The sequence below is a fragment of the Variovorax sp. VaC1 genome, from assembly GCF_043658315.1.
GTDB lineage: Bacteria > Pseudomonadota > Gammaproteobacteria > Burkholderiales > Burkholderiaceae_C > Variovorax.
Genome location: NZ_JBIGLT010000003.1, coordinates 407,120 through 427,058 on the forward strand (window position 1 = coordinate 407,120; position 19,939 = coordinate 427,058).

The window sequence follows — 19,939 nt, forward strand, 5'->3', positions numbered from 1 at the left end:
GAAGGTTCCTGATGCTCACTGTCATAGCCTTTGTGGTCGCGCTCGGTGTGCTGATCGCCGTGCACGAATACGGCCACTACCGTGTCGCGGTGGCATGCGGCGTCAAGGTCGAGCGTTTCTCTGTCGGCTTCGGTAAAACGCTGTTTCGCTGGCAGCCCAAGCGTCAGCATCCGGGGCAGCAGACCGAGTTCGTCATCGGTGCATTTCCCCTGGGTGGCTATGTCAAGATGCTCGACGAGCGCGAAGGTCCGGTTGCGCCGGAAGAGCGCCATCGGGCTTTCAATACCCAGCCGTTGCGCTCGCGCGCGGCCATCGTCGCCGCCGGGCCGATTGCCAACCTGCTGCTCGCCGTGGTGCTTTACACGGCGGTCAACTGGATCGGCGTGCAGGAGCCTGTTGCCAAGCTGGCGCGGCCAGTGGCGGCTTCGCTCGCTGAAGTGGCGGGTTTGCGTGGCGGCGAGCAGATTACCCGGGCGGGCTTCGACGGCGATCTGTCGCCCGTCCAGTCTTTCGAAGACCTGCGCTGGCGCATGACGCGCGGCGCGCTCGACGGTCGTGACCTGACGCTCGAAGTGGCAGGCGAGGGCGGTCGCCCTGCGCACCAGTTGGTGCTGCCGTTGAGCCGCATCGAGACCCGGGATGCCGATCCGCAGATGTTCCGCAAGATCGGCGTGCTTGCGCCGTTGACTCGGCCGGAGATCGGCGAGGTCATGGTGGACAGTGCGGCCGCGCGTGCGGGTCTTCGCAATGGCGACCTGGTGCGCGCCATTGGCAGCACCGCCATCATCGATGGCCAGCAGTTGCGTGAGGTGATTCGTGCGTCGATCGAGGGTGCTCAACCGCGGACGCAAGCTTGGCAGATCGAGCGCGGCGGTAGGCCGCTTACCCTGGACGTGACGCCCGAAGTGCGGGAAGAGAACGGCGTCAAGGTCGGCCGGGTCGGTGCCTATGTGGGTGCTCCGCCTGAAATGGTGACGGTGCGGCAGGGCCTCGTCGACGGCGTCTGGCGCGGCGTGGTTCGTACCTGGGAGGTGTCTGCCCTCACGGTGCGGATGATGGCCAAGATGGTTATCGGCGAGGCTTCGATCAAGAATCTGAGCGGTCCGCTCACGATCGCGGACTATGCCGGCAAGTCGGCCAGCCTTGGTTTCACCCAGTATCTTGTCTTTCTTGCGCTCATCAGCGTGAGTCTGGGCGTGCTCAATCTCATGCCGCTGCCGGTCCTCGATGGGGGACACCTGATGTATTATCTTTGGGAGGGCCTGACTGGCAAAAGCGTCTCCGACGCCTGGATGGAACGGCTTCAGCGCGGCGGTGTCGCCTTGCTGCTGGTCATGATGTCGGTCGCACTCTTCAACGACGTCACGCGGCTCTTTGGTTAACTTTCTGCCGGCCCTTTCCGTGCCGGCTCAATTCACAGATGAACAAAAACTTCAGTCGCTTTCGCCTGCGTAGCGTTGCCGCGGTGGTTGCCAGCGCATTGGCAGCCACGGCAGCCTGGGCCGTCGAGCCCTTCACGGTACGCGACATTCGCGTTGAAGGCTTGCAGCGCGTCGAGGCCGGCACGATCTTCGCGTCGCTGCCCTTGCGCGTCGGCGATACCTACAGCGACGAGCGCGGTTCCGCCGCCATCCGCGCGCTGTTCGATCTGGGGTTGTTCAAGGATGTGCGCATCGACGTGAACGGCAACGTGCTGGTGGTGATCGTCGAAGAGCGACCCACCATCGCTGACGTCGATTTCGTGGGCACCAAGGAATTCGACAAGGCCGCGCTGCAAAAGGCGCTGCGCGAGATCGGTCTGACTGACGGGCGTCCATTCGACAAGGCGCTGGCCGACCGCGCCGAGCAGGAGCTCAAGCGCCAGTACGTGAGCCGCAGCCTCTACAACGCGCAGGTCGTGACCACCGTGACGCCCATCGAGCGCAACCGTGTCAACCTGACCTTCACCGTCACCGAAGGCGACTCGGCGCGCATCCGCGAAGTCCACGTGGTCGGCAACAAGGCCTTCAGCGAATCGACGCTGCTCAACCTGTTCGACCAGGACAGCGGCGGCTACCTGAGCTGGTACACCAAGTCCAACCAGTATTCGCGCGCCAAGCTCAACGCCGACCTTGAGACGCTGCGCTCGTACTACATCACGCGTGGCTACCTCGAGTTCCGCATCGATTCGACCCAGGTGGCCATTTCGCCGGACCGCAAGGACCTGACGGTGACGGTCAACATCACCGAAGGCGAGAAGTTCGTGGTGGCCGGCGTCAAGCTCGACGGCAACTACCTCGGCCGCGACGACGAATTCAAGTCGCTGATCACGATCAAGCCGGGTGAGCCCTACAACGGCGAACAGGTTACAGACACCACCAAGGCCTTCAACGACTATTTCAGCTCTTTCGGTTATGCGTTTGCCAAGGTGCAGGCGCGTCCCGAGATCGACCGCGTCAACAATCGCGTCACGCTGACGCTGCAGGCCGAGCCCTCGCGTCGCGTCTATGTGCGCCGCGTTTCCGTTGGTGGCAACAACAAGACGCGCGACGAAGTGATTCGCCGTGAGTTCCGGCAGTTTGAAGCGTCGTGGTACGACGGCGACAAGATCAAGCTGTCGCGCGACCGCGTGGACCGCCTTGGTTTCTTCACCGAAGTGAACGTCGAGACGCAGGAAGTGCCGGGCACGCCCGACCAGGTGGATCTGGTCATCAACGTGACCGAAAAGCCGACCGGCAGCCTTCAGTTGGGTGCGGGTTACTCGAGCTCTGACAAGGTCGCCCTGACCTTCGGCATCTCGCAGGAGAACGTGTTCGGCTCTGGCAATTCCTTGGGCGTGCAGGTCAACACCAGCAAGTACAACCGGACGCTGTCGCTGAGCACGACCGATCCTTATTTCACCAAGGACGGTATCTCGCGCACGATCAGCGTCTATCACACGACGACCCGCCCGTACTCGACCAACATCGATGGCGACTACAAGCTGGTCAACCAGGGCGCGTCTATCCGCTTTGGTGTGCCGTTCAGCGAAGTCGATACGATCTTCTTTGGCGTCGGGCTTGAGCGGTATGCATTTAATCCCAACAAGTCAACGGCATTCGCCGGGCTCACAACGCCGCGGTCTTACCTCAATTACTTTGGATGCCAGCTCAACACGGCCCCAATTCCCAACGGATTTCTTCCTTCAACGCCTGCCGGCTGGGCTGTGACCGGTTGCACGACTGACAGCGTCTGGGGTTTGCCGTTGACTGTGGGTTGGGGGCGCGACAGCCGCGACAGCGCGCTGATCCCGACCAGTGGGGTGTTGCAGCGTGCCAATCTGGAGTTGGGGATTGGTGGCGACATGAAGTACATCAAGACCAACTACCAGTATCAGCAGTTCTTCCCAATCAACAAGCAGTACACCGTTGCAATCAATGGTGAGGTCGGTTACGCCAAGGCCCTTGGAGGCAAGGTTTTCCCGATCTTCAAGAACTTCTATGCCGGTGGTTTGGGGTCGGTTCGCGGCTTTGAACAGAACTCGCTGGGCCCACGCGATGTGCCGCTTTTTGGTCAAACCGAAGGGGCATCTTTGGGCGGTACCAAGAAAGCCATCTTCAGTGCCCAGCTCAGTACGCCGTTCCCGGGCGCTGGCAACGATCGTACGCTGCGCTTGTACAGTTTCTTTGACGTCGGCAATGTGTTTGGTTCGCGCGCCTCAGGCCTCACGGATGAACAGTGGAAGGCGCAGAAGAAGTTGCGAGCCTCGGTGGGTGTCGGTATCAGCTGGATTTCGCCTCTCGGCCCACTGAGCCTGGCTTACGCCTTCCCTGTCATGTATCAAAAGGAAGTGACGGACCCTGCCACGGGCTTCGTCTTGATCCCGAAGGATAGAATTCAGCGCCTCCAATTCCAGATCGGAACGTCTTTCTAAATGAAGCATTTGATTCGCGCCGCAGCAGGCGCGTTGTTGGTTCCCGCTTTCCTGCTCGCTGCTGTGCCTGCCCAGGCACAGACGCAGGAGACTTTCCGCATCGGCTTCGTGAATCCGGACCGCGTGCTGCGTGAAGCCCAGCCGGCCAAGGCCGCCCAGGCCAAGCTTGAAGCCGAATTCCTCAAGCGCGAGAAGGATCTGACGGCGCAGGGCGACGCACTGAAAACCGCTTCGGAGAAATTCGAGCGCGAGGCTTCGGCCCTGACTGAAAGTCAGCGTGTTTCGCGTCAGCGTGCACTCGTCGACCAGGACCGCGACTTCCAGCGCAAGCGCCGTGAGTTCCAGGAAGACCTCAACGCCCGCAAGAACGAGGAACTGCAGCAGGTCTACGAGCGTGCCAACCGTGTGGTGAAGCAAGTGGCCGAAGCTGAAAAGTACGACGCCATCCTGCAAGAAGCGATCTACATCAACCCGAAGCACGACATCACCGACAAGGTGATCAAGGCGCTGAACGCGTCGGTCGGCTCTCCTGCGCCTGCGGCCGGCAAGTAACGCCGCGAACCGGCGTGTCGCTGCAGCTAGGAGCCATCGTTGACGCCCTCGGGGGCGAGCTTCATGGAGATGCCACGCTGTCCATCGAGCGACTTTCGCCGCTCCAGAATGCACAGCCCGATGCGCTCAGTTTTCTGAGCCATCCCAAGTACCAGCAGGAACTGGCGGCCTCGAAGGCCGCCTGCGTGATCGTCTCGCCCGCCATGCGTGAGGCGGCCGCTGCGCGTGGTGCGTTCATCGTCACGCCGGATCCCTATTTTTACTTCGCACGCCTGACGCAGCTCTGGAAGGCGCACCACGCGCGTCCAGATGCCGATCGCATTCATCCCTCTGCCGTGATTCATGCCGAGGCACAGGTGGACCCGACGGCGCGCATCGGTGCGCTGTGCGTGGTGGAGCGGGGCGCGCGCATCGGCGCGGGGACCGTGCTCAAGTCGCGCGTGACGATCAGTGAAGACTGCTCGCTTGGCGAGCGTTGCCTGCTGCACCCGGGGGTAGTCATCGGGGCCGATGGTTTCGGCCTCGCGCTGCATGAAGGTCGGTGGGTCAAGATCGAGCAACTGGGTGCGGTGCGCATCGGCAACGACGTCGAGATCGGTGCCAACACCTGCATCGACCGCGGCGCGCTCGACGACACGGTGATCGAAGACGGCGTGAAGCTCGACAACCTGATCCAGATCGGCCACAACGTGCGCATCGGCAAGAACACCGCCATGGCCGGCTGCGTGGGCGTGGCCGGCAGCGCGACCATCGGTGCCAACTGCACCTTCGGCGGTGGCGCCATCGTGCTGGGCCATCTGACGGTGGCCGATGGCGTGCACGTGTCCGCCGCCACCACGGTAACCCGTTCGATTCACAAGGCCGGCCAGTACACCGGTATGTTTCCCATCGATGACAATGCGAGCTGGGAAAAGAATGCGGCAACGCTCAAGCAGTTGCACAGCCTGCGCGAACGACTGAAGGCGCTGGAGAAAGCTCCCCCGAAAAAATGACGACGATGCAGGAACAGAACATCATGACGACGACGCTCGATATCCATCAAATTCTCAAGTTGCTGCCGCATCGCTACCCGTTCCTTCTGGTGGATCGGGTGCTCGACATGGAAAAGGGCAAGCGCATCACGGCACTGAAGAACGTGACGATGAACGAGCCTTTCTTCAATGGCCACTTCCCGCACCGCCCGGTGATGCCGGGTGTGCTGATGCTGGAAGCCATGGCGCAGGCAGCTGCACTGCTGTCGTTTCATTCGCTGGACATCGTGCCCGACGACAACACCGTCTACTACTTTGCGGCCATCGATGGTGCGCGTTTCAAGCGGCCGGTGGAGCCGGGCGACCAGCTCACGCTCGAGGTCGAGATCGAGCGCATGAAGGCCGGCATCTCGAAGTTCAAGGGCTGGGCCCGGGTCGGCAGCGAGCTCGCCTGCGAGGCCACGCTGATGTGCGCCATGCGCCAGATCAACTGATCCGGCCGCAGTCAGTCACTTGCAAGGCATGACCCAGGTTCATTCGACAGCACTCGTCGACCCCAAGGCCGAACTCGACGCCTCGGTGTCGGTCGGGCCCTATACCGTGATCGGTCCGCATGTGCGGATCGGCGCGGGCACCACCATCGGCGCGCATTGCGTGATCGAAGGGCGGACCACCATCGGCCGCGACAACCGGATTTTTCAGTTCTCGTCGCTCGGCGCCGTGCCGCAGGACAAGAAGTACGCGGGCGAGCCGACCGAGCTGGTCATCGGCGACCGCAATGTCATTCGCGAGTTCTGCACTTTCAATCTCGGCGTGCCGGGGGCGGGTGGCGTGACGCGCGTGGGCCATGACAACTGGATCATGGCCTACACCCACATCGCGCACGATTGCCGCGTCGACAACCACACCACGCTGGCCAACCAGACGACGCTGGCCGGCCATGTGCACCTGGCCGACTGGGTCACGATCGGCGGGCTGACGGGCATTCACCAGTTCGTCTCGATCGGGGCCCACGCCATGGTCGGCTTCGCCAGCGCGGTGTCGCAAGACGTTCCGCCGTTCATGCTGGTCGACGGCAATCCGCTGGCGGTTCGCGGCTTCAACATCGTGGGGCTGCGCCGGCGCGACTTCTCGGCCCAGCGGCTCGCAGCGGTAAAGCAGATGCACCGCTTGCTGTATCGCCAAGGCAAGACGCTCGAAGAGGCGCGCGCGGGCATCGCCGCACTGGCCACCGAAATGCCGGAAGCCGCAGGCGATGTCGCGTTGATGGAATCCTTCATCGCCAGCTCGACGCGCGGCATTGCGCGCTGACGTGACCGCGATGCAGAAGGACGCTCAGCGACGCTTCGCGCTGGTCGCGGGCGAAGCCTCTGGCGACCTGCTCGCGGGCCTGCTGCTCGATGGCCTCCAGGCGCGATGGCCCGATCTCCAGACCGCCGGCATTGGTGGTCCTCGCATGCTGGCGCATGGCTTCCAGAGTTGGTGGCCGCAGGAAAAGCTCGCGGTTCGCGGCTACATCGAGGTGCTGCGCCACTACGCCGAGATCGCCGGCATCCGGCGTCAGCTCAAGGCCCGGCTGCTGCTGGAGCGCCCCGAGCTGTTCATCGGCGTCGATGCGCCCGATTTCAACCTCGATCTTGAGGCCGGGCTGCGCAGCCAAGGCATCAAGACCGTGCATTTCATCTGCCCGTCGATCTGGGCCTGGCGCCCCAAGCGCATTGAAAAGGTCAGGGCGGCGGCCGACCATGTGCTGTGCATCTTCCCGTTCGAGCCCGAGCTGCTCGAAAAGCAGGGCGTTGCCGCAAGCTATGTGGGCCACCCGATTGCCAACGTGATCCCGATGGTTCCCGACCGTGCCGCCGCCCGTGCCGCCATCGGCCTGGCACCCGACGCGCAGGTCGTCGCCTTGCTGCCCGGCAGCCGCCGCTCCGAGATCCGCTACCTGGCCGACCGCTTCTTCGCCGCCGCCGCGCTGATGCAGAAGGAGCGGTCCGAACTCCAGTTCGTGGCGCCCATCATTCCGAGCCTGCGCACCGAGGTCGAGGCCTTGCTCCAAGCCAGTGGCATGGCAGGACGGGTGAAGCTGCTCGATGGTCAGTCGCATGTCGCACTGGCTGCCTGCGACGTCACGTTGATCGCCAGTGGCACGGCCACGCTCGAAGCCGCGCTGTTCAAGCGGCCGATGGTCATCGCGTACAACATGAATGCGCTCTCGTGGCGCCTCATGCAGCGCAAGCAGTTGCAACCCTGGGTCGGCCTGCCCAACATCCTGTGCCGCGAATTCGTGGTGCCCGAGTTGCTGCAGGAAGCCGCCACGCCGGAGGCGCTGGCCCAGTCCACGCTGGCCTGGCTTGACGCGCCGGAGAAGACGCGGGCACTGCAACAAAGATTTTCCGAGCTGCACTCGCAATTGCAGCGCGATACGCCGACACTTTGCGCCGATGCGATCCAGAAAGTTCTTGAAGGCTGAGCAGGCCCCGCTGGTGTGGGATGCGCCAGGCCTGCTTGCGGGCGTCGACGAAGCTGGGCGCGGCCCGCTGGCCGGCCCGGTGGTGGCTGCGGCCGTGATCCTCGACGACCTGCGGCCGATTCGCGGCCTCGCCGACTCCAAGACCCTCACGGCCCTTCAGCGCGAGCGCTTGTACGACCAGATCCTGGCCAAGGCCCTGTGCTGCTCGATCGCGCAGGCGAGCGTCGAGGAAATCGACACGCACAACATCCTGCAGGCCACGATGCTCGCGATGCGCCGTGCGGTCGAAGGGCTGCGCCTGAAGCCGGCGAAGGTGCTGGTTGACGGCAACCGCCTGCCGACGCTCGATGTGCTGGCCGAGGCCATCGTCAAGGGTGACTCGCTGGTCAAGGCGATTTCCGCGGCGTCGATCCTGGCCAAGGTGCACCGCGACCGGCTGTGCGAGCAATTGCATGCCGAATATCCGGACTACGGTTTTGCCGGCCACAAGGGCTACGGCACGCGGGAGCACCTGGAGGCACTGCAGCGCCACGGGGCCTGCGTGCATCATCGCAAGTCGTTCAGCCCGGTGGCTGCGGCATTGGCTCGAACGGCCGCCGCTGCGAGCGTTGCAGTGCCAGCCGGAGCCGGATCGCAAGCGATGGTCATCAGTGTCGCCGAGCCCGTGCGGCTCGACCTGCGCGCCGCACCCTGAATCAGCCATGACATCCGACACTGGCGCGAGCCACATCAGCTCGCGCGACAACCCGCTCCTCAAGGACTTGCGCAAGCTGGCCCAGGACCCGGGCGCGTACCGCAAGCTGGGCCGCATCTGGCTGGAGGGCGATCACCTGTGCCGAGCGGCGCTTGCCCGCGGCGTGAGGCCCGTAATCGCGGTGTTTTCAGAATCCTTCTGGCCGCAAGCGCCCGCCGAATGGTCGAGTGGCGCTATCAAAACGGTAGTGGTCAGCGACGATCTGCTGCGGGGCGTCAGCGGGCTGGAGTCGCCAGCGCCGATGGGTTTCGTGCTCGATCTGTTGGCGCGGCCCGAGTTGCTGCCGGATGCGCCGAGCGTGGTGCTCGACCGCCTGCAGGACGCTGGCAACGCCGGCTCCATCCTGCGCAGCGCGGCCGCCTTCGGCTTTACCCAGGTGATCGCGCTCAAGGGCACGGCTGCACTGTGGGCGCCGAAGGTGCTGCGCGCCGGCATGGGGGCCCACTTCGGCCTGCGGCTGATCGAAGGCGTGGAGGCGGACCTGCTCGACAGCCTGAAGGTGCCGCTCGTCGCGACCAGCTCCCATCGTGGCGAATGGCTGCACAAGGCCCGCCTGCCGCACCCTTGCGCCTGGCTGATGGGCCACGAGGGGCAGGGCGTTTCGCCCGCGCTCGAAGCCCGCGCGACGCATCACATCCGCATCGCCCAGCCCGGTGGCGAGGAGTCGCTGAACGTGGCCGCGGCCGCTGCCATCTGTCTTCACGCGAGCGGAGCAGCCCTCCAGGCCGGATAGGGCTTCAGTCCGGGCTACAATCGGGGGCTTACTCGCAAATAGCGTCGCCCGGCCGCCTTTAACGCCAAAATCCCCTTAAGCAGCAGTCCGCAGGCAACGCGCCTGGGGCTCCGGGCGACCGTAACCATCCGGAGAACCCAGTGCTTTTGTCTCTCAAGGGAAGTTTCCCGCCCGCCATCCTGGCGCTCGCAGACGGCACGGTCTTTCAAGGCAATTCGATCGGGGCCGCCGGCTCCACGACCGGTGAAGTGGTGTTCAACACCGCCATGACCGGTTACCAGGAAATCCTCACCGACCCGAGCTACTGCCAGCAGATCGTGACCCTCACGTATCCGCACATCGGCAACTACGGCGTCAACGGTGAAGACATCGAAGCCGACAAGATCCATGCCGCGGGCCTGATCATCAAGGACCTGCCTCTCGTCGCCTCCAACTTCCGCAAGACCGCCACGCTGAGCGAATACCTCGTGGCCGGCAAGACGGTGGCCATCGCGAACATCGACACCCGAAAGCTCACGCGCCACCTGCGAACCCACGGCGCGCAAAACGGCTGCATCCTGGGCCTGGCCGAAGGCGAAGCCGTCACGCAGGCGCTGATCGACAAGGCCATCGCCGCAGCCAAGGCCGCGCCGAGCATGGCCGGCCTCGACCTCGCCAAGGTGGTGTCGGTCACGCAGACCTACGAATGGACCGAGACCGAGTGGAAGCTCGGCGCGGGCTACGGCGTGCAGATCACACCGCGCTTTCACGTCGTGGCCTTCGACTACGGCGTCAAGAAGAACATCCTGCGCATGATCGCGCAGCGCGGCGCGCGCATCACCGTGGTGCCGGCGCAGACGCCCGCGGCCGACGTGCTCAAGCTCAAACCCGATGGCATCTTCCTGGCCAACGGCCCCGGCGACCCGGAGCCCTGCGACTACGCCATCAGCGCAGTCAAGGAGCTGATCGAGACCGGCATTCCCACCTTCGGCATCTGCCTGGGCCACCAGATCATGGCGCTGGCCTCCGGCGCCAAGACCTTCAAGATGAAGTTCGGCCATCACGGCGCGAACCATCCGGTGAAGGACCTGGACAACGGCCGCGTGAGCATCACCAGCCAGAACCACGGCTTCGCGGTCGACGAGAAGTCGCTGCCGGCCAACCTGCGCCCCACGCACATCAGCCTGTTCGACAACACGTTGCAGGGCCTGGCGCGCACCGACAAGCCCGCGTTCTGCTTCCAGGGCCACCCGGAAGCCTCGCCGGGCCCGCACGACATCGGCTACCTGTTCGACCGTTTCACGGCACTCATGGAAAAGAACAAGACGGAAAAGACGGAGAGCAAGAATGCCTAAGCGCACAGACCTCAAATCGATCCTCATCATCGGCGCCGGCCCGATCATCATCGGCCAGGCCTGCGAGTTCGACTACTCCGGCGTGCAAGCCTGCAAGGCGCTGCGCGAAGAGGGCTACAAGGTCATCCTGATCAACAGCAACCCCGCGACGATCATGACCGACCCGGCCACGGCCGACGTCACCTACATCGAGCCCATCACGTGGCAGACAGTCGAGAAGATCATCGCCAAGGAACGCCCCGATGCGATCCTGCCGACCATGGGCGGCCAGACCGCGCTGAACTGCGCGCTCGATCTCTGGCGCAACGGCGTGCTCGACAAGTACACGGGCGCTTCCACCAACAAGCCGGTCGAGCTGATCGGTGCCACGCCCGAAGCCATCGACAAGGCCGAAGACCGCCTGAAGTTCAAGGACGCGATGACCAAGATCGGCCTTGGCTCGGCGCGCTCCGGCATTGCCCACTCGATGGACGAAGCCTGGGCCGTGCAGCGCTCGGTCGGCTTCCCCACGGTGATCCGCCCCAGCTTCACGCTTGGCGGCACTGGCGGCGGCATCGCCTACAACCCCGAAGAGTTCGAGACCATCTGCAAGCGCGGCATCGAAGCCTCGCCCACCAACGAGCTGTTGATCGAAGAATCGCTGCTCGGCTGGAAAGAGTACGAGATGGAAGTCGTGCGCGACAAGGCCGACAACTGCATCATCGTCTGCTCGATCGAAAACCTCGACCCGATGGGCGTGCACACCGGCGACTCGATCACCGTGGCGCCGGCTCAGACGCTGAGCGACAAGGAATACCAGATCCTGCGCAACGCCTCGCTGGCCGTGCTGCGCGAGATCGGCGTGGACACCGGCGGCTCGAACGTTCAGTTCTCCATCAACCCGAAGGACGGCCGCATGGTCGTCATCGAGATGAACCCGCGCGTGTCGCGTTCGTCGGCGCTGGCCTCCAAGGCCACCGGCTTCCCGATCGCCAAGGTCGCGGCCAAGCTGGCCGTGGGCTACACGCTCGACGAACTGCGCAACGAAATCACCGGCGGCGCCACGCCGGCGTCGTTTGAACCGTCGATCGACTACGTGGTCACCAAGATCCCGCGTTTCGCCTTCGAGAAATTCCCGCAGGCCGACTCGCGTCTCACGACGCAGATGAAGTCGGTGGGCGAGGTGATGGCCATGGGCCGCACCTTCCAGGAGTCGTTCCAGAAGGCCCTGCGCGGCCTCGAGGTGGGTGTCGATGGCCTGAACGAGAAGACGCAAGACCGCGAAGTGCTCGAAAAGGAACTGGGCGAGCCCGGTCCCGAGCGCATCTGGTACGTGGGCGATGCATTCGCCATGGGCCTGAGCGTCGATGAAGTGTTCGCGCTGACCAAGATCGACCCGTGGTTCCTGGTGCAGATCGAAGAGATCGTGAAGATCGAGCTCGAGCTGGAAACCAAGTCGCTGGACGACATCGACAAGGACACACTGCTCGCGCTGAAGAAGAAGGGCTTCTCCGACCGCCGCCTGGCGCGCCAGCTGAAGACCACCGACACCGCGATCCGCGAAAAGCGCCGCGCCCTCGGCGTGCGCCCTGTCTACAAGCGCGTGGACACCTGCGCGGCCGAGTTCGCGACCAACACCGCCTACATGTACTCGACCTACGAGGACGAGTGCGAAGCCGACCCGACGGACAAGAAGAAGATCATGGTGCTCGGCGGCGGTCCCAACCGCATCGGCCAAGGCATCGAGTTCGACTACTGCTGCGTGCACGCTGCGCTCGCGATGCGCGAAGACGGCTATGAGACCATCATGGTCAACTGCAACCCCGAGACCGTGTCGACCGACTACGACACGTCCGATCGCCTGTACTTCGAGCCGCTGACGCTTGAAGACGTGCTGGAGATCGTCGACAAGGAAAAGCCGCTCGGCGTGATCGTGCAGTACGGCGGCCAGACGCCGCTGAAGCTTGCGCTCGACCTCGAAGCCAATGGCGTGCCGATCATCGGCACCACGCCCGACATGATCGATGCGGCCGAAGACCGCGAGCGCTTCCAGAAGCTGCTGCATGAGCTGGGCCTGCGCCAGCCGCCGAACGCCACCGCGCGCACCGAGCCCGAAGCGCTCGAAAAGGCCGCTGCCCTTGGCTATCCGCTGGTGGTGCGCCCGAGCTACGTGCTCGGCGGCCGCGCGATGGAAATCGTGCACGAACAACGCGACCTCGAGCGCTACATGCGCGAAGCGGTCAAGGTGAGCAACGACTCGCCCGTGCTGCTCGACCGCTTCCTGAACGACGCTGTCGAGTGCGACGTCGACTGCATCCGCGACGGCGAAGGCACCACGCTGATCGGTGGCGTGATGGAGCACATCGAACAGGCCGGCGTGCACTCGGGCGACTCCGCCTGCTCGCTGCCGCCTTACAGCCTGAGTGCGGAAACCATCACCGAGCTGAAGCGCCAGAGCGCCGCCATGGCCAAGGCCCTGAACGTGGTCGGCCTGATGAACGTGCAGTTCGCCATCCAGCAGAAAGATGGCAAGGACGTCATCTACGTGCTCGAAGTGAACCCGCGTGCATCGCGCACCGTGCCTTACGTGAGCAAGGCCACCGGCATCCAGCTCGCCAAGGTGGCGGCTCGTTGCATGGCCGGCCAGTCGCTGGCGTCGCAGGGCGTCACGAAGGAAGTCACGCCGCCGTACTTCAGCGTGAAGGAAGCCGTGTTCCCGTTCGTCAAGTTCCCGGGCGTGGACACCATCCTCGGCCCCGAGATGAAGTCGACCGGCGAAGTGATGGGCGTGGGCAAGACCTTCGGCGAAGCCTTCGTGAAGTCGCAACTGGGTGCCGGTACGCACCTGCCGAAGTCGGGCAAGGTCTTCATCTCGGTGAAGAACAACGACAAGGCACGCGCGGTCGAAGTGGCGCGTGGCCTCGTCAAGCTGGGCTTCGAAGTGATCGCGACCAAGGGCACTGCTGCCGCCATCAGCGCGGCAGGCATCGAGTGCGCGACGGTGAACAAGGTGACCGAAGGCCGCCCGCACATCGTGGACATGATCAAGAACAACGAGATTGCGCTGGTCATCAACACGGTGGAAGAGCGCCGCAACGCGATCACCGATTCGCGCCAGATCCGTACCTCGGCGCTGCTGGCCCGCGTGACCACCTTCACCACGATCTTCGGCGCCGAAGCCGCGGTCGAAGGCATGGGCTTCATGGACGAACTGGGCGTGATCTCGGTGCAGGAGATGCACGCGCAACTGGCAGCCGCCTGAGCGCCATCATGGAAACCCAGCTCGTCGAACTGGACCTGCGCGACTGGAACGCGGCCACGCCCAACGAGGCGTGGATCGCGGAACTGGAAGCGGGCAAGGTGTTGTACTTTCCACGGCTGGGCTTCGAGCTGCTGCCCGAAGAGCGCAGCCTGCTGACGCCCAGCCTGCTGTCGCCCGACGTGCGCAACATCAGCCTCGATGCCAACGGCAAGCTCAAGGGCGCCGTGGGCGACGAGGCGGTGCAGCGCACGGCGGCCGCGATGGTGGGGCGGTTTCGCACCCAGGCGCAGCAGCTGATCCATGGCCTGCTGCCGCACTACACGCCGGCCTTGCGCCTCGCGCCCACGAGCTACCGGCCCGCGCAGGTCGAGACGCGCGTGCAGTCGTGGCGCGCGGACGATCGGCGTCTGCACGTCGATGCGTTTCCGTCGCGGCCGAACTATGGCGAGCGCATTCTGCGCGTGTTCACCAACGTCAATCCCGAAGGCGCGCCGCGCGTGTGGCGCGTGGGCGAGCCCTTCGAGGACATCGCCAAGCGCTTCCTGCCGCGGGCCAAGCCCTACGCGCGCTGGCAGGCGAAGCTGCTGCAGGCGCTGCATGTGACCAAGTCGTTCCGCAGCGAGTACGACCACCTGATGCTGCAGCTGCACGACGGCATGAAGTCGGACATGGCGTACCAGGAAAGCTCACCGCAAGAGACGGCGAAATTCCCGCCCGGATCGGTGTGGGTGTGCTTCTCGGACCAGACCTCGCACGCCGTGATGGCGGGGCAATACATGCTCGAGCAGACCCTTCATCTGGCGGCGTCGAAGCAATACAATCCCGACTCGAGCCCGCTCGCCATCCTGAGCCGGCTGACCGGACGCACTCTCGTCTGATCCTGTCCCTCATCGACCGCCGAACGGCAGCGTTCGGCGGTTTCGCTTTATGGAGAACCAACAACATGGCCACCATTCCCATCACCAAGCGCGGCGCTGAAAAACTGCGTGCGGAATTGCACCAGCTCAAGACGGTGGAGCGTCCCTGGGTCATCAACGCCATCTCGGAAGCGCGTGCCCAGGGCGACCTGAGCGAGAACGCCGAGTACGAAGTCGCGAAAGACCGCCAGGGCTTCATCGAAGGCCGCATCCAGGAGGTCGAAGGCAAGCTGTCGGCTGCGCAGATCATCGATCCGAGCGAACTCGATGCGGGCGGCAAGGTCGTCTTCGGCTCGACCGTCGAGCTTGAAGAAGAAGAGAGCGGCGAAGCAGTGAAGTACCAGATCGTCGGCGAAGACGAAGCCGACCTGAAGCTGGGCCTCATCAACATCTCCAGCCCGATCGCGCGTGCGCTCATCGGCAAGGAAGAGGGCGACACGGCCGAGGTGCAGGCGCCAGGCGGCCTGAAGCGCTACGAGATCGTGGCCGTCCGCTACCTCTGAGCGGGCATTCGATGAAAGACCGCATTGCGTTGATGCTGGCCGCCTTCTGGTGGGGCAGCCTCACCACTGTCGGCTTTCTGGTGGTGCCGATGCTGTTCGCCAGGCTTGGCAACCCTTCGGTGGCCGGCAACTTCGCCGGGCAGTTGTTCGAAGCGCAAAGCTGGGTCGCGATTGCCTGCGGGCTGATCCTGCTGATTCATTTCCGCAGCAAGGCCGACGAGCGCATGGATGGCCCTGCGCTGACGGCCATTTTCCTGATCCTGGGCGCGCTGCTGATGGCGCTGCTTCAGCAATACGCCGTGGCGCCGCGCATCATGGCGCGGGAAAACCTCAAGCTGTGGCACCCCGTGGGCACGGGCATGTACTTCGTGCAGTGGGTGTGCGCCGGGGTGCTGCTCTGGCGCATGGGCGCTCGCGCACCGCGCTGAGCAGCCGCGGCGGCGGCCTTGGAGGCCGCCAGCCAGGTCATTCTTTCCAGAACTTCGCGACCCAGCGCGCCGGCCGGATGTAGCGGAAGGCGCGATTGCGTCGGCCTGCCAGGGCATCGGGCGGATTGCACTCGCCATGGAACACCATGATGCGTGCGTCTTCGGGCACGAAGGGCTCTTCCCAGTAGTTGGTCGGCCAGGTCGGGATGCCGTGGTACTTGAAGCTCGGGCACCAGGCTTCGGGCCAGTAGGCCAGCTTGCCCTGGTTATGGAGCACGTCCGAGAGGTAGGCCTGCTCGTTGCGGTATTCGGCCTGGACCTTGTCCATGTTGGCGCGAAAGTACGCCAGCACGTCGGCATGGGCGCCCAGCTCGAAGCGGTAGACCGACGAGTTGCCCGTGATCCGGCCGCGCCGCCAGGGGCGGGCGTAGTCGTGAATGATCAGGAACTCGCCAGGTTGCTCGAAGAAGGCGTCCAGGCTGCCCACGATGACCACGTCGACGTCCAGGAACAGGGCGGTGCCGCGCAGGCCGTGGAGGTCTTGCTCGAAGGTCGTGAGCTTTTTCCAGGCCCCGTCGCGCTGGCCGGGGGCCAACTGGAGGTTCAGCGGCGGAATCGGCAGGCACGTCACCTCGGGGCGAATGCCGTTGCTGTCGTCCGTCAGACACACGAACTTGAAGTCGCCGCTGAGGTTGCGGCGCACCATCGCGTAGAGGCGGTTGACGTATTCGGGGCCGTACTTCGTGCCCCATTTCATGCAGAGGATATGGCGCTGCGCGCCTTGCGCTGCCGCCAAGTTCAGTCTGCCTGGTTGCGTTTCTTGGCCGAGAGCGGCCGCTTGGCCTTGGCGCGCTTGATGGTGCCGCCCGGCGTGAGGCGCTGGTTGCCGAGCACGCGCAAGGTCTTGATTTCGGGGCGCTGGCCGCCGCGCTTGCTGTACTTCAGGACCTTGACGTCGCGCGGGCCGGGCATGCGGTCTTCATCGACCACACGTTCCTTCTCGGGTTTGGGGCGCCAGAGCACCAGCAGTTTGCCGATGTGCTGGATCGGGGCGGCGTCGAGTTCGTCTGCCAACGTTTGCAGCATGGCGTCGCGGGCGAGGCGATCATCGGAGAACACGCGCACCTTGATCAGGCCGTGGGCCTTGAGGGCGGCGTCCGCTTCTTTTTTCACGGCAGGGGTGAGCCCGTCTCCACCGACCATGACGATCGGATCCAGGTGGTGAGCTTCGGCGCGGTGCACCTTGCGCTCGGCAGGGGTAAGTTGAATGGCGGGCATCCCCGTATTATCGAGGGTAGATAAGCACCCCATGAGCACTAAAGCAAAAAGCAAAAAAGTCAACAAAGCCTGGCTTCACGATCACATCAATGATCCGTACGTGAAATTGGCCACGCGAGAGGGGTATCGCGCACGCGCCGCCTACAAGCTCAAGGAGATCGACGAGTCGCTCGGATTGATCAAACCGGGCCAACTCGTGGTCGACCTGGGCTCCACGCCCGGGGCCTGGAGCCAGTACCTGCGGCGGCGCATGTCGCCCGACGGCGCCGCGGCCGGCGCCCTGAACGGCACGATCATCGCGCTGGACATCCTGCCGATGGAGCCCATCGAGGGGGTGACCTTCCTGCAGGGGGATTTCCGCGAGGCGGAGCTGCTGGAGCAGGTCCTGGGCGTGCTGGCCGGCCGCAAGGCCGATCTTGTGGTGTCGGACATGGCACCCAACCTGTCTGGCATCCATTCGGCCGATGCAGCCCGCGTGGCGCACCTGATCGAGCTTGCCATCGACTTTGCCCAGCATCACCTGAAGCCTGATGGCGCCCTGGTCGCCAAGCTCTTCCATGGCGGCGGCTACGACGAGCTGGTCAAGCTGTTCAAGGCGAATTTCCGCACCGTGAAGCCTTTCAAACCCAAGGCGTCGCGGGACAAATCGTCCGAGACCTTCCTCGTCGGCATGGGCCTGAAGGCAGCGGATACGCCTTGATACCTTGCCGTGGGGCGTGCGCCCAGGGCGCAAACCCCTGTCAGCCTATGGCTGCTTTAGGGAAATGCCCGCTTTTCGCAGCTTGAAAAGCCTAAAATGGGGCGCAATTGCGTACCCACAGCGCGTATTTCACATTCCCGTCACGCGCTTTCGACTGGAGCTTCGTTTGAACAATCAGTGGTTTTCCAAAGTTGCCGTATGGCTCGTCATTGCCATGGTGTTGTTCACTGTGTTCAAGCAGTTCGACACCCGCGGTGGCGTCGGCTCGGGAGCAGTCAGCTACTCCGAGTTCCTTGACCAGGTCCGGAACAACCAGATCAAGAGCGCCGTCATTCCCGAGGGCGCCGGCGGCGGCGAGATCATCGCCGTCACCAACGACGATCGCAAGATCCGCACGACCGCCACGGTCCTCGACCGCGGCCTCGTGGGCGACCTGATCGACCACAACGTCAAGTTCGACGTCAAGCCGCGCGAAGAGGGCTCGCTCCTCATGACACTGCTTGTGAGCTGGGGCCCGATGCTGCTGCTGATCGGCGTCTGGATCTACTTCATGCGACAGATGCAGGGCGGCGGCAAGGGCGGAGCGTTCAGCTTCGGCAAGAGCAAGGCCCGCATGATGGACGAGAACAACAACACGGTGACCTTCGCCGACGTCGCAGGCTGCGACGAGGCGAAAGAAGAAGTCCGTGAGGTCGTCGACTTCCTGAAAGACCCGCAGCGCTTCCAGAAGCTCGGTGGCCGCATTCCGCGCGGTCTGCTGCTGGTCGGCCCTCCCGGCACCGGCAAGACGTTGCTGGCCAAGTCGATCGCCGGCGAAGCCAAGGTGCCTTTCTTCTCGATCTCCGGTTCCGACTTCGTTGAAATGTTCGTCGGCGTGGGCGCTGCCCGTGTCCGCGACATGTTCGAGAACGCCAAGAAGAACGCTCCCTGCATCATCTTCATCGACGAAATCGATGCGGTGGGTCGCCAGCGTGGTGCCGGCCTCGGCGGCGGCAACGACGAACGCGAGCAAACGCTCAACCAGATGCTGGTCGAGATGGACGGTTTCGAAACCAACCTCGGCGTGATTGTGGTGGCTGCCACCAACCGCCCGGACATCCTGGACGCCGCTCTGCTGCGCCCTGGCCGTTTCGACCGTCAGGTGTACGTCACGCTGCCCGACATCCGCGGCCGCGAACAGATCCTCGGTGTGCACATGCGCAAGGTCCCGCTGGGCCAGGATGTGAATCCGAGCGTGATCGCCCGCGGCACGCCCGGCATGTCCGGTGCCGACCTGGCCAACCTCTGCAATGAAGCTGCCCTGATGGCCGCACGCCGCAATGCACGCGTGGTCGAGATGCAAGACTTCGAGAAGGCCAAGGACAAGATCTTCATGGGCCCCGAGCGCAAGAGCATGGTCATGCCCGAGGAAGAGCGTCGCAACACGGCCTACCACGAGTCGGGCCACGCCCTCATCGGCAAGCTGCTGCCCAAGTGCGACCCGGTCCACAAGGTCACGATCATCCCGCGTGGCCGTGCTCTCGGCGTGACCATGAGCCTGCCGGCGCAAGACCGCTACAGCTACGACCGCGAATACATGCTGAACCAGATCAGCATGCTGTTCGGTGGCCGTATCGCCGAGGAAGTGTTCATGCACCAGATGACCACCGGCGCCAGCAACGACTTCGAGCGTGCGACCTCCATCGCTCGCGACATGGTCACGCGCTACGGCATGACCGACGCGCTAGGCCCGATGGTCTATGCCGAGAACGAAGGCGAAGTGTTCCTGGGCCGCTCGGTCACCAAGACCACGAACATGAGCGAGCAGACCATGGAAAAGGTCGACGGCGAAGTGCGCCGCATCATCGACGAGCAGTACGCCCTGGCGCGCCGCCTGATCGAAGAGAACAGCGACAAGATGCACGCGATGGCGAAGGCTCTGCTCGAGTGGGAAACCATCGACAGCGAACAGCTCGACGACATCATGGCCGGCCGCGCACCGCGTCCGCCCAAGGACTGGACGCCGCGCATTCCGCCTTCGGGCAGCGGCGGCAGCGGTGGCACGCCGGCAGTCAATCCCGACCCGGCGCCCACTGCGGCCTGAGGTGGGCTTGGCATCAAGCAGCAACGGGGCCTCTGGCCCCGTTTTCCATGGCGCAACACCGAAGAAGGGTGCGGTCTGGCAGA

18 protein-coding genes are annotated in these 19,939 nt (G+C 64.2%); 16 read left to right on the forward strand and 2 right to left on the reverse strand.

Translation table 11 applies throughout. The features are described from left to right. The first annotated feature begins 8 nt into the window (after positions 1 to 8). The 14 genes from rseP (at position 9) to ACGLHS_RS14090 (ending at position 15,795) form a co-directional block, all read left to right on the forward strand. Complete coding sequence (rseP, locus tag ACGLHS_RS14025) at positions 9 to 1,382, forward strand: RIP metalloprotease RseP (protein WP_394481454.1); 1,374 nt, start codon at positions 9 to 11, stop codon at positions 1,380 to 1,382. Positions 1,383 to 1,420: 38 nt separating this feature from the next. Then, a complete protein-coding gene (bamA, locus tag ACGLHS_RS14030; RefSeq protein ID WP_394480513.1) occupies positions 1,421 to 3,892 on the forward strand; it encodes an outer membrane protein assembly factor BamA in 2,472 nt (823 codons plus the stop codon). Next, positions 3,893 to 4,444, forward strand: a complete 552-nt coding sequence (locus ACGLHS_RS14035) for an OmpH family outer membrane protein (RefSeq protein ID WP_394480515.1) — start codon at positions 3,893 to 3,895, stop codon at positions 4,442 to 4,444. Between the two features lie 14 nt (positions 4,445 to 4,458). Beyond that, the gene (gene lpxD, locus ACGLHS_RS14040) at positions 4,459 to 5,436 is read left to right on the forward strand and encodes a UDP-3-O-(3-hydroxymyristoyl)glucosamine N-acyltransferase (RefSeq protein WP_394480517.1); all 978 of its coding nucleotides are present in this window, start codon (positions 4,459 to 4,461) and stop codon (positions 5,434 to 5,436) included. Next, positions 5,433 to 5,909 carry a 3-hydroxyacyl-ACP dehydratase FabZ gene (fabZ, locus tag ACGLHS_RS14045; protein ID WP_176801131.1) on the forward strand — a complete coding sequence of 159 codons (477 nt, stop codon included), beginning with the start codon at positions 5,433 to 5,435 and terminating at the stop codon, positions 5,907 to 5,909. The genes lpxD and fabZ overlap by 4 nt, the downstream gene beginning before the upstream one ends. Positions 5,910 to 5,937: 28 nt before the next feature. Continuing rightward, positions 5,938 to 6,726 carry an acyl-ACP--UDP-N-acetylglucosamine O-acyltransferase gene (gene lpxA, locus ACGLHS_RS14050; RefSeq protein WP_093241153.1) on the forward strand — a complete coding sequence of 263 codons (789 nt, stop codon included), beginning with the start codon at positions 5,938 to 5,940 and terminating at the stop codon, positions 6,724 to 6,726. 10 nt (positions 6,727 to 6,736) lie between these two features. Then, positions 6,737 to 7,885, forward strand: coding sequence for a lipid-A-disaccharide synthase (gene lpxB / locus ACGLHS_RS14055; RefSeq protein ID WP_394480520.1), 1,149 nt, complete (start codon positions 6,737 to 6,739; stop codon positions 7,883 to 7,885). Then, complete coding sequence (rnhB, locus tag ACGLHS_RS14060; protein ID WP_394480522.1) at positions 7,857 to 8,579, forward strand: ribonuclease HII; 723 nt, start codon at positions 7,857 to 7,859, stop codon at positions 8,577 to 8,579. Before lpxB ends, rnhB begins: the two co-directional genes overlap by 29 nt. A gap of 7 nt (positions 8,580 to 8,586) precedes the next feature. Next, the gene (locus tag ACGLHS_RS14065) at positions 8,587 to 9,372 is read left to right on the forward strand and encodes a TrmH family RNA methyltransferase (protein ID WP_394480524.1); all 786 of its coding nucleotides are present in this window, start codon (positions 8,587 to 8,589) and stop codon (positions 9,370 to 9,372) included. Positions 9,373 to 9,512: 140 nt separating this feature from the next. Further along, positions 9,513 to 10,706 carry a glutamine-hydrolyzing carbamoyl-phosphate synthase small subunit gene (gene carA / locus ACGLHS_RS14070; RefSeq protein ID WP_093241144.1) on the forward strand — a complete coding sequence of 398 codons (1,194 nt, stop codon included), beginning with the start codon at positions 9,513 to 9,515 and terminating at the stop codon, positions 10,704 to 10,706. Then, a complete protein-coding gene (gene carB / locus ACGLHS_RS14075; protein WP_394480527.1) occupies positions 10,699 to 13,947 on the forward strand; it encodes a carbamoyl-phosphate synthase large subunit in 3,249 nt (1,082 codons plus the stop codon). The genes carA and carB overlap by 8 nt, the downstream gene beginning before the upstream one ends. An 8-nt stretch (positions 13,948 to 13,955) precedes the next feature. Next, on the forward strand, positions 13,956 to 14,825 hold the full coding sequence (locus ACGLHS_RS14080; protein WP_394480529.1) for a Kdo hydroxylase family protein: 870 nt from the start codon (positions 13,956 to 13,958) through the stop codon (positions 14,823 to 14,825). Between the two features lie 65 nt (positions 14,826 to 14,890). Continuing rightward, positions 14,891 to 15,367 carry a transcription elongation factor GreA gene (greA, locus tag ACGLHS_RS14085; RefSeq protein ID WP_013541721.1) on the forward strand — a complete coding sequence of 159 codons (477 nt, stop codon included), beginning with the start codon at positions 14,891 to 14,893 and terminating at the stop codon, positions 15,365 to 15,367. 11 nt (positions 15,368 to 15,378) lie between these two features. Further along, the gene (locus ACGLHS_RS14090; protein WP_394480532.1) at positions 15,379 to 15,795 is read left to right on the forward strand and encodes a DUF4149 domain-containing protein; all 417 of its coding nucleotides are present in this window, start codon (positions 15,379 to 15,381) and stop codon (positions 15,793 to 15,795) included. Positions 15,796 to 15,832: 37 nt separating this feature from the next. Here the strand turns inward: ACGLHS_RS14090 and ACGLHS_RS14095 are convergent, their stop codons facing one another. After that, complete coding sequence (locus ACGLHS_RS14095) at positions 15,833 to 16,552, reverse strand: glycosyltransferase (RefSeq protein WP_256327322.1); 720 nt, start codon at positions 16,550 to 16,552, stop codon at positions 15,833 to 15,835. A gap of 41 nt (positions 16,553 to 16,593) precedes the next feature. Further along, positions 16,594 to 17,073 (reverse strand): YhbY family RNA-binding protein, encoded by a 480-nt coding sequence (locus ACGLHS_RS14100; protein WP_093241129.1) that lies wholly within the window; start codon positions 17,071 to 17,073, stop codon positions 16,594 to 16,596. Between the two features lie 31 nt (positions 17,074 to 17,104). On the opposite strand from ACGLHS_RS14100, the gene ACGLHS_RS14105 reads away from it, so the two are divergent. Together ACGLHS_RS14105 and ftsH are read left to right on the forward strand one after the other, a co-directional pair. Then, positions 17,105 to 17,773 carry an RlmE family RNA methyltransferase gene (locus ACGLHS_RS14105; RefSeq protein ID WP_394481457.1) on the forward strand — a complete coding sequence of 223 codons (669 nt, stop codon included), beginning with the start codon at positions 17,105 to 17,107 and terminating at the stop codon, positions 17,771 to 17,773. A 166-nt stretch (positions 17,774 to 17,939) separates the two neighbouring features. Continuing rightward, a complete protein-coding gene (ftsH, locus tag ACGLHS_RS14110; protein WP_093241123.1) occupies positions 17,940 to 19,856 on the forward strand; it encodes an ATP-dependent zinc metalloprotease FtsH in 1,917 nt (638 codons plus the stop codon). The last annotated feature ends 83 nt before the right edge of the window (positions 19,857 to 19,939 follow it).

Bases quoted from the DNA above. Each gene is read 5' to 3' on its own strand.
- bamA (WP_394480513.1), top strand. From the start codon at position 1,421: ATGAACAAAAACTTCAGTCGCTTTCGCCTGCGTAGCGTTGCCGCGGTG.
- ACGLHS_RS14035 (WP_394480515.1), top strand. From the start codon at position 3,893: ATGAAGCATTTGATTCGCGCCGCAGCAGGCGCGTTGTTGGTTCCCGCT.
- fabZ (WP_176801131.1), top strand. From the start codon at position 5,433: ATGACGACGATGCAGGAACAGAACATCATGACGACGACGCTCGATATC.
- lpxA (WP_093241153.1), top strand. From the start codon at position 5,938: ATGACCCAGGTTCATTCGACAGCACTCGTCGACCCCAAGGCCGAACTC.
- lpxB (WP_394480520.1), top strand. From the start codon at position 6,737: ATGCAGAAGGACGCTCAGCGACGCTTCGCGCTGGTCGCGGGCGAAGCC.
- rnhB (WP_394480522.1), top strand. From the start codon at position 7,857: ATGCGATCCAGAAAGTTCTTGAAGGCTGAGCAGGCCCCGCTGGTGTGG.
- ACGLHS_RS14065 (WP_394480524.1), top strand. From the start codon at position 8,587: ATGACATCCGACACTGGCGCGAGCCACATCAGCTCGCGCGACAACCCG.
- carB (WP_394480527.1), top strand. From the start codon at position 10,699: ATGCCTAAGCGCACAGACCTCAAATCGATCCTCATCATCGGCGCCGGC.
- ACGLHS_RS14080 (WP_394480529.1), top strand. From the start codon at position 13,956: ATGGAAACCCAGCTCGTCGAACTGGACCTGCGCGACTGGAACGCGGCC.
- greA (WP_013541721.1), top strand. From the start codon at position 14,891: ATGGCCACCATTCCCATCACCAAGCGCGGCGCTGAAAAACTGCGTGCG.
- ACGLHS_RS14090 (WP_394480532.1), top strand. From the start codon at position 15,379: ATGAAAGACCGCATTGCGTTGATGCTGGCCGCCTTCTGGTGGGGCAGC.
- ACGLHS_RS14095 (WP_256327322.1), bottom strand. From the start codon at position 16,552: ATGAAATGGGGCACGAAGTACGGCCCCGAATACGTCAACCGCCTCTAC.
- ACGLHS_RS14100 (WP_093241129.1), bottom strand. From the start codon at position 17,073: ATGCCCGCCATTCAACTTACCCCTGCCGAGCGCAAGGTGCACCGCGCC.
- ACGLHS_RS14105 (WP_394481457.1), top strand. From the start codon at position 17,105: ATGAGCACTAAAGCAAAAAGCAAAAAAGTCAACAAAGCCTGGCTTCAC.